Here is a 13177-nt window from a genome sequence, read left to right on the forward strand (position 1 = left end):
CAAAAGAACCCCAGCTGCCTTAAAACCCAAGAAAAGTCTACTGACTCATCTTCTTCATCCACCTTGGAATGGCTCTACTGATTGCCGTTGGCAGGACGACATAAGCTTCATGACTCAGTTCATCTGCGATAAGAGAGTGAAGAAGAGTTGCAGCCGCTACTCGCTCAAAGAGACTGCTTGACTTGAACTGTCCAGCAAATGCGGCAATCATACCAGCCAACGTATCTCCCATGCCGCCAGTTGCCTGATAAGGTCCGCCTACTGTCAGCTCAAAGACCTGCTCTTGCCCACTTTGATAGATGGTCGTCCCATGCTTTTTCTGTACGACAATACTGCCCAGAGGCAGTTGATTGACCGCCGCCTGATTGGCTGCCGCTGTCTGATCTGACAAGCTCAAACCCGATAAGCCTTCCCACTCCTTCTGGTGAGGGGTAAAAACTGTTTGGGCTTTTGGAAATGGCAAAGCTCCTTTGCTAAAAAGTGAAATGGCGCCGCCATCCATGATAAGTATCTGCTGTTCTGCCACAGTCTGGATTACCTTTTGTAGGATATTTAGACCTAGTTGATTCTCTGCTAGACCTGGACCAATCAAGACTAGATCTGATTTGGTCAGCTGCTCTGTCAATCGGTCTTGCTCCTCTAAGTCAAAGGCCATGGCCTCCGGTAAATGACTGTGCAGAGGGGCGATATTGTCTCTATCTGTAGCAACAGTCACCAGACCCGCTCCGCTATTGACCGCAGCCAAAGCTGCCATGATGATGGCACCCCCATAAGGATAGGTCCCCCCAATCAGTAAAAGACGACCGTAATCGCCCTTGTGACTGTCCAAGGGGCGTTTCCGAATGACTTTTTTTAAAATATTTTCAGCATTTTTTGACATGATATTCTCCTAGACCAACTCCATCTTGCACCTGACTCAACATCACCAAACCTATCTTCATTATACACCAAAAGGCACCTAAACAGGTGCCTCGTATCGCAAGAAAGTTATTTTCTTCGGAAATCTGCAAATTTTTGTAAGATTCTTGCTGCGACTGCCTTGGGTAAATTTTCCTGAAAGGCGACCTGCTCATCCGCATAATCGCTCAAGCCTGGGAAATCACCAACCTGCACAGCGTAGAGAGAATTCTTAAAGAGCTGGATATCATTTTGATCATTACCAAAAGCTACATAATCCGAACCGCAGAGTTCCTTTACAGTTGAAGCTTTATTGGTTTCAGCCGGATTAATATAAAAACATTTCTCATGTTCATGATAGTCTAGACTCAGATTAGGCAAGTTTGCAAAACGAGCCTGTAAATCATCTAAGAGTTGCTCATGATTCCCCATGTAAATAACAAGCTTAATAGGATGCTGGAGTTCAGTCAGTTCCAGCCGTCTTGCTCGCTTGAGAGGATCTACACTGGCAATAAAAGGGATTTTTTCTAAAATCTGGCCACTGTAGTCAAAAGTATTGTCAACGAAAAAAGGCAAATTATAGGTCAAACAAGTATCTAGAATGACTTGGTAACTTGACTGATGCAGCTGACGCTCAAACATCAGCTGTCCATTCTGATAAGCCACTCCGCCGTTCAGGCCAATCACTATCTGCTGGCTCAATTCCAGACCTAATAGTCCCAGACAATCTCGATAGGAGCGCGCCGAAGCAAACAGAACTTCATGCCCAAACTGAGAAGCCGTCAGCAGAACCTGCTTAATCTCCTCATCAATCGTCATATAATCAAAGGACAAGGTCCCATCCAAATCAAAAACAAATTTCATGATTCAAGACTCCGTTTAAAGGCTTGGTAGGTCTGCTCCATCAGCATGGTAATGGTCATAGGCCCAACACCTCCAGGTACAGGTGTAATCAGACTGGCAATTTCAGACACTTCATCAAATTGAACATCGCCAATCAGCTTGCCATTTTCATCTCGGTTCATACCGACGTCAATGACGACAGCCCCTTCCTTGACAAAGTCCTTGGTCACAAAATGTCCACGTCCGATAGCCACCACCAAAATATCTGCCCGCTTCGCAGTCTTAGCGAGATTGTGAGTCCGCGAATGCGTCAGAGTAACCGTTGCATTCTTAGCTAAAAGGAGTTGAGCCATGGGTTTACCGACAATATTGCTTCGCCCGATAACAACTGCTCGCTTACCTTCCAGTTCAATGCCATATTCATGGAACATTGCCATAATGCCCGCAGGAGTAGCCGGAATCATAACAGGATGACCGCTCCATAGCTTGCCCATATTAAGGGGATGAAAGCCATCAACATCCTTGTCTGGATCAATGGCCAACAACACAGCTTCATCATCGATATGTTCAGGCAAGGGCAGCTGGACCAAAATCCCATGCCAATCAGGATTTTGATTATAAGTTTCAATCAAGCTCAAGAGCTCTTCCTGGCTAGTCTCTTCTGGCAGACGTTCTACCTTACTCCGAAAGCCAGCAGCCAAGGCTGAGCGCTCTTTATTACGCACGTAGATTTGACTGGCTGGATTATTTCCCACCACAATCACTACCAAGCCCGGTACCTGACCTGTTTTTTCTTTGAGGCGAGCCGTTTTTTCGGCTAATTTTTTCTGAAGCTTCTCTGCCAAACCTCTACCATCAATAATCTGCGCCATGTCATTCTCATTTCTTTTTCATTATCTTTTTCATTATACCAAAAAAATCTGTGCTCAGCCTATAACTTTTTCTTATACAAGGTTATAAAACGTGGTTTCATTGGCACCTAGTGGTAAAATTTTCAGACCTACTAAATCTTTTTCAAAATAAGATAAAAAGGGTAAAAATAAAAAGCAGCTAAGTGCTTTTTAGTAGAGTAATTCATAAATTTCCATTGCAATCAAATCGATGCTGTCGAAAGTATAGGTCTCACGCGCTGCAACGTCACGCAAGGTGAAGACAGAGCCGTTTTCTTCGTCGTAACTGTAAGCTACTTCTGCTACAACCACTCCTTCACGCTCAAAATTACGTTTTAAATTTCCGCCATCCTTAGCCATAGCTTCTAAGCGGTTGATAATTCTAACTAAATGTGATTCCATTTTGTTTCTCCTATTTACTTAGTTCCCTCTTATTTTACCATAAATCATAACTGAAATACCACTAAAAGCCAATTTTTTGTAATTTTTCAAGAATTTGTTTTCATTCTGCTCGGTCTAAGAGAGGATTTTGTAGTAAATTCTTGCAAAGTTCGAGAATACTGATATAATGAAACTATAAAACTTTGACTATTTTTGACCTTTAATTATTTCTATAAATAGCTTGCACACTAAAAGAAAAGAGGTATCTGCATGCTTTGTCAAAATTGTAAAATCAATGAATCTACGATTCACCTTTATACTAATGTAAATGGCCATAAACAGCAGGTGGATTTGTGCCAAAACTGCTACCAAATCATGAAAACAGACCCCGAACACTCCTTGTTCGGCGGAATTGCTAATGCCAACAATCACGGAACAGATCCTATTGATGACTTCTTTAACAGCCTCAGCAATTTTCAACAGCCTCAGGAACCAACTACTCCTCCTACCCAATCTGGCGGAGCCTATGGAGGCGGTGGCGGCTACGGTTCCAATCCTAGCAAGGGTGGTCAGCCTCAGCCAAGTCAGCAAAAGCCAAAAGGCCTGCTGGAAGAGTTTGGTATCAATGTAACTGAGTTGGCTCGCCGAGGCGAGATTGATCCTGTTATTGGCCGTGATGAAGAAATCGTCCGTGTCATTGAAATCCTCAACCGCCGCACCAAAAACAATCCTGTTCTCATAGGAGAGCCAGGAGTCGGAAAAACTGCCGTGGTGGAAGGCTTAGCCCAAAAAATTGTTGATGGTGATGTGCCTCATAAACTCCAAGGCAAAGAAGTTATCCGCCTAGACGTTGTCAGCTTAGTACAGGGAACTGGTATCCGTGGCCAATTTGAGGAACGGATGCAGAAGCTCATTGATGAAATTCGTTCTCGTCAGGATGTCATTCTCTTCATTGATGAAATCCATGAAATTGTCGGAGCAGGCTCAGCTGGCGATGGCAATATGGACGCTGGGAACATCCTAAAACCAGCTCTGGCTCGCGGAGAACTCCAGATGGTTGGAGCAACCACTCTCAATGAATACCGTATCATTGAGAAGGATGCTGCACTGGAGCGCCGTATGCAGCCAGTTAAGGTAGATGAGCCGACGGTAGAAGAAACGATTACCATCCTCAAAGGGATTCAAAAAAAATACGAAGACTACCATCATGTCAAGTACACAGATGCGGCCATTGAAGCTGCTGCGCTTCTCTCCAACCGCTACATCCAAGACCGCTTCCTGCCAGACAAGGCTATTGACCTCTTGGATGAGGCTGGGTCCAAGATGAATCTGACCCTCAACTTCGTTGATCCCAAGGTCATTGACCAACGTCTGATCGAAGCAGAAAACCTCAAGGCTCAGGCAACCCGCGACGAAGACTTCGAGAAGGCGGCTTACTTCCGTGACCAGATTGCCAAGTACAAGGAACTGCAGCAGACAAGTGTGCTAGACAAGGATACTCCGATTATCAGCGAGAAAACGATTGAGCACATCGTAGAGCAAAAGACCAATATCCCAGTTGGCGACCTCAAAGAAAAGGAACAGTCTCAACTAGTTAATCTCTCTAGTGACTTAAAGGCCCATGTCATCGGTCAAGACGATGCTGTGGATAAGATTGCCAAGGCTATCCGCCGCAACCGTGTCGGACTAGGAACCCCTAACCGCCCAATCGGCAGCTTCCTCTTTGTCGGACCTACTGGTGTCGGTAAGACTGAGCTGTCTAAGCAACTAGCCATTGAGCTCTTTGGCTCGGCTGACAGCATGATTCGCTTTGATATGAGTGAATACATGGAGAAACACAGCGTGGCCAAGCTGGTCGGTGCCCCTCCGGGCTATGTCGGCTATGATGAAGCTGGTCAATTGACTGAGCGCGTCCGCCGCAATCCCTACTCACTCATTCTGCTGGATGAGGTGGAAAAAGCCCATCCCGATGTTATGCACATGTTCCTGCAGGTTCTAGATGATGGCCGCCTGACCGATGGCCAAGGCCGGACTGTCAGCTTCAAAGACACCATTATCATCATGACATCGAATGCTGGAACTGGCAAAGCTGAAGCCAGCGTTGGCTTTGGAGCAGCGCGTGAAGGCCGCACCAATTCCGTTTTGGGTGAATTGGGCAACTTCTTCAGTCCTGAGTTTATGAACCGCTTTGACGGCATTATCGAATTCCAGGCGCTCAGCAAGGACAACCTGCTGCAAATCGTCAACCTGATGCTGGACGATGTTAATCAACGTTTGGCAACCAATGACATTCATCTGGATGTTACGGAGAAGGTCAAGGAAAAATTGGTTGACCTGGGCTACGATCCAAAAATGGGTGCTCGCCCACTGCGCCGTACCATTCAGGACCATATCGAAGATGCTATTACTGACTTTTATCTGGAAAATCCAAGCGAAAAAGAGCTCAAAGCTATCATGACCAGCAATGGCAAGATTCTCATCAAGTCAGCAAAGAAAACTGAAAGCACAGAGTCAGTTCATTCATCTCAAGAAGAAAAATGAATTTCGACAAAATAGAGCAGAAAACAGTTAGTTTTCTGCTCTATTTCTTTATTGATTTTTCTGAACCCTATAGCGCAGAATTGTTTTCAGTTTGCTAGGGTCTGTCCGATTCAGATTATTGAGATAGATTTCCCTATGAGTATTTGAAATCCGTGTCAGCTGGTGATTCTGGCAAAAGGCATCCATTTTAGCGAAGGATTGAGGTTCTTCGTCAAAAGGACCCAGATGCAGCATGGCGACACACACTCCTTCCGTCATTTCTTCAAAACGAATCTCATCATAGAGAGGATTAGGCTTTTTGACACGGACTTGTTCCAGAGCCTTTTTCACCATCTCTTCAGTGATAAAGTCCGGCTGCCCAATCATAATAGTATAAATCAATTCTTCTTTAATGAGTTCTCCTACTTGCTCTTGTTGCCAAATCCCTTCCAAGGGATAGACTGTAAAATCAGTAAATTCTTGCTCGGCCGATGTCTTTTTGTAGTTCATCTTGATAGCATAGGCTAAACCGTACAGAGCACCAACTCGTTCTGAAAAGTCAGCAGCATTAGGATTTCCCTTGCCGTCAATCATGATAAAAGACTGGGCAGGAACATCTATAAGACAGGGTGCAGACTTGATTTGATAGATTTCTCGATTGGCTTTTCTCCATTCATATTTCATGAGAGAGCCCTCCTTTCTTTACTACAAACAGTATAGCAAAGAAAAGCTGACAACCTCTGTCAGCTTTTATAAATATCGGCAATAGCTTTTAACTTTTCTTTGAATTCTTCCCGTAACCGAGGCGGCTCCATGATTTCAACTCCATCCAAAAAGGATAGCAAGTAGGTATAAAGACTATCGTGACTCGGCAAATGCGTCTCGACATAAATGCCCCCATCAGTCTCCTCTATCTCTGCTTCTGAAAACTCCTCGTACACTCGAAAGGCATGTTTCTTGTCAAATTTCAAAATGACTTTTACAGTATCTCCTAGCCGCTCCTCGGGGCTAAATTTCTCATTCAAGACTCTCTGCTTAAATCGTTCCTCTAACATTTGACAATCTCTCATTCTGCTGAGTTTAAAAAAGCGCGGAGCTTGTCTTAAGCGACAAAAGCCAGCAACATACCAGTTTTGGCTTTTAAATACTAACTTCAGTGCCTCTATCTTGCGCTGCTCTCTCTCTCCCCGCCCATTCAAATAAGAAAAAGACAAGACTCTTCTTTGCAAGATTGCCTGCTTAATGGTATCAAACAGTTCTTTCTGATCTGCTTTCTTGCGCCAGTCAGTGAAATCCACCTCCAGCCAGGAAGTTGCCTGAACTTGAAACAAGGACTGCAACTTAGACAGGGTCTCTACTTGCTCGCCATCTGTTAAAATCTGCAAGCCTTGAAGAGCTGCTAATAGCTCATCCCTCTCAGACTCTGAAAACAGGGCCTTGTCTAAGACAAAATCCTTCATCAGAAAAATACCCCCACCCTTGCCTGGGCTGCAATAGATGGGAATTCCTGCCAAACTCAGCTTGTCTACATCTCGATAGATAGTCCGAATAGATACTTCAAATAGTGAGGCCAATTCGGGAGCTGTTTTGCGGCCCTGCTCTAAAAGAAGATATAAGATTTTAAAAAGTCTGCTTTCTGTCATAAAACCACCTCGCTCCTATTATAACAATTTCTTCTATAAATGTTTTATCATTCCCATAAAGAAAAAATTTTTAAACAGTCGAAGGACAGAATTTATTATTTGAAGGGGATTTCTTTCAAGGACTATCATTCTTTTTCTGTCCAATAAACCGAGTAAATTCTTGACAGCTGGGCCTTAGTCCATTATGATAGATAGTAAACTGACTAGAGATTGAGGATATTAGAATGACAAATCCAACCTTTGGTGAAAAGGAAGCAAATGTAGAATATGTGACCCGCTACGGAGTCTATGCCGTTATCCCAGACGAAAAGAAAGAAAAGATTATTTTGGTTCAGGCGCCTAATGGGGCTTGGTTTCTGCCCGGTGGAGAGATTGAAGAGGGGGAAAACCATCAGACTGCCCTTGAACGCGAGCTGATGGAAGAACTTGGGTTCACAGCCCAGCTTGGACGCTATCTTGGACAAGCTGATGAATATTTTTACTCCCGCCATCGCGACACCTATTTTTACAACCCAGCCTACCTGTATGAGGTCACCTCTTTCCAAGAAGTCCAAAAACCGTTGGAAGATTTCAATCAGCTTGCCTGGTTCCCAGTCGAAGAAGCTATTGAAACACTCAAACGCGGCAGCCATAAATGGGGTATCCAAGCTTGGAAAAATGCGCTTAAAGCTTAAAGAAATCATTCACAATTTATAACAAACATGTTATAATAATAGCAGGTATAAAGCAGGAGGAAATCGTATGAAGCTTATTAATACAACAAACAGTCATGCTGACCTTGTCAAAAGCCAATTGGAAAGCACCGATGCGATATTAGTCGAAGTTTACTCTGCTGGAAACAGCGATGTTGTTTTTACACAAGCTCCTCTTCACTATGAAATTTTGATTTCAAACATGCACCGTGCTGTACGCGAACAGGAAATCGAAAAAATCAGAGAATTTTTCTTGAAGAGAAAAATTGATGCAAATACTATTGATAGAGCTGCTATCCGAACGATTTACGCTAATAATCTAATCGAAATTTCCATTCCTGTGAAACAGTAAAAACTAAGGCAATCGCCTTAGTTTTTTATTGCTTATAGATCATGGTAATGTGAGGCGTCGATTCAAAAATAAAGGGTTGGCCAACTGCCTTAAAGCCATACTTTTCATAGAGAGCAGCCACCTGAACCTGAGCCTCTATTTCGATTTCCTTTCCTGGCCATTTTTCAGCACATAATTGTAAGATTTCTCTGATAAGCTGTCCACCTATGCCCTGTCCTCGTGCTGACTGAGCTGTGACTACTCGACCAAAGACTAAATGCGCTCCCTCTTCAAAGACCCGAGCATAAGCATTGATTTCCCCTTGTTTATTAGTATGGTAAACATGCTCGGCTTCTAGGTCCTTCTCATCCAGTTCATGATAGATGCGCTCCTGCTCCACCACAAAGGTATCGATGCGCAATTTTAAGATTTGATAAAATTCTATCGGGTTCAGCTCTGTTAATTTTTTCCTAGACCACATACTTGTTTCCTCTATCTTTTTAATGTATAATAAATGCAAATGCAACTATCAAGGAGTTCCTATGGATTACCGTCAACTTTTCCGGCAAATGGGCTTTATTTCTAGACAGGCTATGATGAAAATGAATCAGAAAGCCAGTAACTATGGCCTAGACAATAATTTGTTTCTACTGCTCATTCGCATCGTCGAAAATGAAGGTCTCAGCCAATCACAACTGGCAGAGATGGTGCAGATTGACAAGACCACGCTCAGTCGATCCCTAGGAAAGCTGGAAGATAGAGGCTTGATTATCAAAAAGACCAAAGCTCAAAACAAGAAGTTCAAAGAGCTCTATCCTAGCAGTCAGGCTCTCAAACTCTATGACCAACTGATTGGCTTTGAAAATACCTACGCCAGTCATGCGCTGCAGCAACTGACTTCCTCTGAGCTCTTTCAGCTCCAAAACATTTTGGCTAAAATAAGCACTCCTAAGTTATAAGTAGTATAACAGAAAACAGTTGCAAACGCAACTGTTTGTGTTTTCTAATTTAGTTTTAATTTAACAAATTAACAAATTTTCAAATCAATCCATCTATCTAAAAAATGGCTTACCACTAAAGGGTAAAGCCATTTTTTATTTTGGAAACTTACTTGCTCTCAAAGCCTTCTGCAACTGCTTCCGAAAAGTTTTCTTCTAAAATTTCTGCACAGTGGTCACAGACAAGGGCTTGATAACTGCGCTCTTTAACTGTTGTATCAATGCGGCGACAACGATCACATACTTGTCCCTGAGCATGCTCCACTGTAAAGGCTACATCTTCAAAGACGACAGCGCCTTCTGGAGCAGGTCCTTCAGCAATCGTTAATTGTGAAACGATAAGAAGCTGAGCCACATCACTGTTGACTGCCTCAAGCAAGGTCTTGATGACTTCATTTGGATAGACAGTCAGGTGCGCTTCCAACGATTTCCCGATAACCTTCTCATTGCGGGCTTCTTCTAAAGCTTTCTGAGCTTGACTGCGGAAGTCCATAAAGGCAGACCAAGTGTCCAAAATTTCTTCTTGATTTGGGAAAGTCTGAGCTTCAGGCAGTTCGGATAACTGAACAAATTCTTCACCTTCATGCTCCAAGTAAGACCAGATTTCTTCTGCTGTGTGTGGCAGAATTGGTGTCAACAGCTTGGTAATCTTGACCAAAATATCATAGAAGACAGTCTGCATCTGACGACGTTCCAATGATTTTGCTGCTTCGATATAGACGACATCTTTGGCAAAGTCCAGATAGAAAGCGGACAAGTCAACAGTCACAAAGTTGACAATCGCTTTATAAATAGTCAGAAACTCAAAGTCCGTATAAGCCTTACGAATAGTTTCTACTAATTGATTAAAGCTGATAGTCATGTATTTATCAACAGATCGAAGTTCTTCGTAAGCTACGGCATCCTCAGCTGGATTAAAGTCAGAGGTATTGGCAATCAAGAAACGCAAGGTATTCCGAATCTTACGGTAGGTTTCAGAAACTTGGCTCAAGATATCCATAGAGATGCGAACATCGTTGCTAGAATCAACACTGGTTACCCAGAGACGCAAGATTTCCGCACCAAATTGTTTTTCCACGTCACTTGGAGCAATGGTATTTCCAAGAGATTTGGACATCTTCTCACCCTTACCATCTAGGGCAAAGCCTTGTGACAAGATTTGTTTGTAAGGGGCCACGCCATGGTTAGCAACTGATGTGATAAGGGATGAATTGAACCAACCACGGTATTGGTCTGAACCTTCTAGATAAAGATCAGCCGGGTAAGTCAATTCCGGACGGTTGACCACTACCCCATTCCATGATGAACCTGAGTCAAACCAAACGTCCATGATGTCCGTTTCCTTGGTAAATTCACCATTTGGAGAACCTGGATGAGTAAATCCTTCTGGTAAGAGGTCTTTGGCTTCACGCTTCCACCAGACGATAGAGCCGTGCTCCTCAAAGAGCTGAGCTACGTGCTCGATGGTTTCGGCCGTCATGATTGGTGTTCCGTCTTCGGCATAGAAGATTGGCAACGGCACACCCCAAGCCCGCTGACGAGAGATAACCCAGTCACCACGGTCACGAATCATATTGTAGAGGCGTACTTTCCCCCATTCAGAATGGAATTTAATCTTGTCAATTTCATCTAAAATTTCTTGACGGAATTTAGAAACAGATGCAAACCACTGAGGTACTGCCCGCCAGATGATTGGCTTCTTAGTACGCCAGTCAAATGGATAAGAGTGAGAAATTTCTTCCTGAGCAAGGAGCAAATCACCAAGCTTTTCAATAACCGTCGGCACAACCTTATCATAGAACTGGCCTTCAAAGTCAGGACCAGCATTTTCCATCATGATACCGCGCTCATTGACTGTCACAGCAACTTCCAGTCCATTGGCTACACCGACATGGTAGTCGTCCTCACCAAAACCAGGCGCAGTATGGACAATACCAGTACCAGAGTCAGTCGTAACGTGGTCACCCAAAATGACCAACTCATCTACAGAAGTATCCCATGGGTGAACTGTCACGATGTGGTTTAATTCTTGACCACGGTAGGTATCCAAAACTTGAACATCAGTCCAGCCAAATTTCTCTGACAGACTATTCAACAATTCTGAAGCAACCACAAACTTACGAGATTCACCAGCTGGTTGAACGACTACGTAATCAATATCTGCTCCAACAGTCAAACCACGAGAAGCTGTAATAGTAAACGGAGTTGTTGTCCATACGACGATGTAAGTATCTGTGTCCAGTACCCCTTTTCCGTCTTTAACACGGTTAGCATAGTAGAGAGAGGTGGAAACCAAATCATGGTATTCAATTTCTGCTTCAGCAAGAGCTGACTCAGAAGACCAAGACCAGTAAACTGGCTTAGCGCCACGGTAGATGTAGCCTTTCTTAGCCATTTCGCCAAAGACACGAATCTGAGCCGCTTCATAATCAGAAGTCAAAGTAACATAAGGATTATCCCAGTCACCAGAAACACCCAAACGCTTGAAGTCCTCTTTTTGCTTTTCGACTTGGCTAAGCGCATAGTCCCGACACATGTTGAGGTATTCTACCAAGTCCAACTCTTTGCGCTTAACGCCTTGTTTTGCCAATACCTGCTCAATCGGAAGACCATGCGTATCCCATCCTGGAATGTAAGGCGCATAGTAACCAGCCATAGACTTTGAGCGAACAATGATATCTTTGGAAATCTTGTTCATAGCATGGCCGACATGAATATTCCCGTTAGCATAAGGAGGGCCATCATGCAGGATAAAGTGCGGCTTGCCTTCGTTCAGTTCCTGACGGCGTTGATAAAGCTTAGCTTCATCCCATTCCTTCTGCCAGATTGGCTCCTTATTTGGAAGACCGGCCCGCATAGGAAAAGCAGTTTTTCCAAGGTTAAGTGTTTCTTTCAGTTTCATTCTATTCCTCTTTATTTTTAAAATTACAAATTAAAAACCGCAAACTTCTCCAAAAAGGACGAAAATTCGCGGTACCACCTTTGTTTAGGCAAGACAATAGCATAGTGCTCCTCTTGCCCCTCTTTGTCCGTAACGTGGACTGCCGTCTCATCCTACTGATTTCAGACGAAAGTTCTGTAAAATGATAGCCCAAGCAAGATGGACTGCAGATCTCTCACCATCATCTGCTCGCTGAAAGTATTTTGCTTGGTCTGTGTTTTTACAATCTTATCTTCTTTAAAATTATAAAATATTTACTGGAACTTTTTGTTCCCCATTTGTATCATCATCGTGATGGTCAGCTTCTGAGTTCTCTTCAGCTGCGTGAGCTTCTATATCTTCATCGCTGAGCGGAGAAAAAGCTTGGGTCGCAGCTAATTCACGGTTAGCAGCTTCAATGCGCTCTTGCAACTCAGCCATTTCCTCTGGAGAAAATTGACGAGTAACATCCACTTCTTCCTCACGAACAACTGCTTCTTCTCCCAGAACCTCAGATACAACTTCCTTGAAAGCTTCATCGCTGGTTTGCAGATAAGTAGCTGTCGGACGAAGGATTTCTTCCCATTCAGACGAATCCACAATGCTGAGTTGGCTCTCAATGGTTGATTTCAAACGTTGATGGAAGACACGTGTTTTGTTTTTCAGTTCTTCTGTTTCAATAGCTACTTTCTTAGCATTGTCAGCCGCCTGACGCAAAATTTCATCAGCCTTGTACTTAGCTCCATCCAACAAATGCTGTGCATCCTGCTCTGCCTGACGGACAATATTTGTAGATCGCTCGTTGGCAGCAACTTTAACACGCTCAGCCGTATCCTGAGCAATCAAGACAGACTGGCTAAGAGAGTCTTTCATCTCATCAAAATATGTCAAACGTTCTTCCAGATTGCGAATTTTTGCTTCTTTTTCGTGGTTTTCACGAACCAAGTCCTCATAATCACGGACAACGATGTCAAGGAATTCATCTACCTCTTCAACATCATAGCCTCTAAACTTGGTTCCAAAGGATTTATCTTTAATTTCTAATGCTGTAAGTGTCATAGT

General features: G+C 43.5%; 13 protein-coding genes. 4 read left to right on the forward strand and 9 right to left on the reverse strand.

Annotated elements, in window-relative coordinates:
- Positions 1-37 precede the first annotated feature (37 nt).
- From O3621_RS08540 to O3621_RS08555, 4 genes are all read right to left on the reverse strand, one after another.
- Positions 38-880, reverse strand: coding sequence for an NAD(P)H-hydrate dehydratase (locus O3621_RS08540; protein ID WP_371514058.1), 843 nt, complete (start codon positions 878-880; stop codon positions 38-40).
- 107 nt (positions 881-987) lie between these two features.
- On the reverse strand, positions 988-1761 hold the full coding sequence (locus tag O3621_RS08545) for an HAD hydrolase family protein (RefSeq protein WP_371514059.1): 774 nt from the start codon (positions 1759-1761) through the stop codon (positions 988-990).
- On the reverse strand, positions 1758-2612 hold the full coding sequence (locus O3621_RS08550) for a bifunctional methylenetetrahydrofolate dehydrogenase/methenyltetrahydrofolate cyclohydrolase (protein WP_371514060.1): 855 nt from the start codon (positions 2610-2612) through the stop codon (positions 1758-1760). The genes O3621_RS08545 and O3621_RS08550 overlap by 4 nt, the downstream gene beginning before the upstream one ends.
- Before the next feature lie 189 nt (positions 2613-2801).
- Positions 2802-3032, reverse strand: a complete 231-nt coding sequence (locus O3621_RS08555) for a DUF1797 family protein (RefSeq protein ID WP_002896146.1) — start codon at positions 3030-3032, stop codon at positions 2802-2804.
- 249 nt (positions 3033-3281) lie between these two features.
- On the opposite strand from O3621_RS08555, the gene O3621_RS08560 reads away from it, so the two are divergent.
- On the forward strand, positions 3282-5552 hold the full coding sequence (locus tag O3621_RS08560) for an ATP-dependent Clp protease ATP-binding subunit (protein ID WP_314449717.1): 2271 nt from the start codon (positions 3282-3284) through the stop codon (positions 5550-5552).
- Positions 5553-5600: 48 nt separating this feature from the next.
- Here O3621_RS08560 and O3621_RS08565 read toward each other — a convergent pair whose 3' ends face one another.
- Together O3621_RS08565 and O3621_RS08570 are read right to left on the reverse strand one after the other, a co-directional pair.
- Positions 5601-6215, reverse strand: coding sequence for a GyrI-like domain-containing protein (locus tag O3621_RS08565; protein WP_314449716.1), 615 nt, complete (start codon positions 6213-6215; stop codon positions 5601-5603).
- 59 nt (positions 6216-6274) lie between these two features.
- Positions 6275-7174, reverse strand: coding sequence for a YafY family protein (locus O3621_RS08570; protein WP_314449715.1), 900 nt, complete (start codon positions 7172-7174; stop codon positions 6275-6277).
- A gap of 224 nt (positions 7175-7398) precedes the next feature.
- On the opposite strand from O3621_RS08570, the gene O3621_RS08575 reads away from it, so the two are divergent.
- Both O3621_RS08575 and O3621_RS08580 read left to right on the forward strand, forming a co-directional pair.
- Positions 7399-7848, forward strand: coding sequence for an NUDIX hydrolase (locus tag O3621_RS08575; RefSeq protein WP_002929704.1), 450 nt, complete (start codon positions 7399-7401; stop codon positions 7846-7848).
- 67 nt (positions 7849-7915) lie between these two features.
- On the forward strand, positions 7916-8218 hold the full coding sequence (locus O3621_RS08580) for a DUF1827 family protein (protein ID WP_002898025.1): 303 nt from the start codon (positions 7916-7918) through the stop codon (positions 8216-8218).
- Positions 8219-8243: 25 nt separating this feature from the next.
- Here O3621_RS08580 and O3621_RS08585 read toward each other — a convergent pair whose 3' ends face one another.
- Positions 8244-8678 carry a GNAT family N-acetyltransferase gene (locus O3621_RS08585; protein WP_314449714.1) on the reverse strand — a complete coding sequence of 145 codons (435 nt, stop codon included), beginning with the start codon at positions 8676-8678 and terminating at the stop codon, positions 8244-8246.
- Between the two features lie 22 nt (positions 8679-8700).
- On the opposite strand from O3621_RS08585, the gene O3621_RS08590 reads away from it, so the two are divergent.
- Positions 8701-9156 carry a MarR family transcriptional regulator gene (locus O3621_RS08590; RefSeq protein ID WP_314449713.1) on the forward strand — a complete coding sequence of 152 codons (456 nt, stop codon included), beginning with the start codon at positions 8701-8703 and terminating at the stop codon, positions 9154-9156.
- A gap of 148 nt (positions 9157-9304) precedes the next feature.
- Here O3621_RS08590 and ileS read toward each other — a convergent pair whose 3' ends face one another.
- Entirely contained in the window at positions 9305-12097 is a 2793-nt protein-coding gene (gene ileS, locus O3621_RS08595) for an isoleucine--tRNA ligase (protein ID WP_371514061.1), read from the reverse strand.
- A 282-nt stretch (positions 12098-12379) separates the two neighbouring features.
- Entirely contained in the window at positions 12380-13174 is a 795-nt protein-coding gene (locus O3621_RS08600; RefSeq protein WP_002907042.1) for a DivIVA domain-containing protein, read from the reverse strand.
- Between the last annotated feature and the right edge of the window lie 3 nt (positions 13175-13177).

Origin of the sequence: Streptococcus sp. 20925_1_22 (assembly GCF_041431685.1) — a bacterium.
GTDB lineage: Bacteria > Bacillota > Bacilli > Lactobacillales > Streptococcaceae > Streptococcus.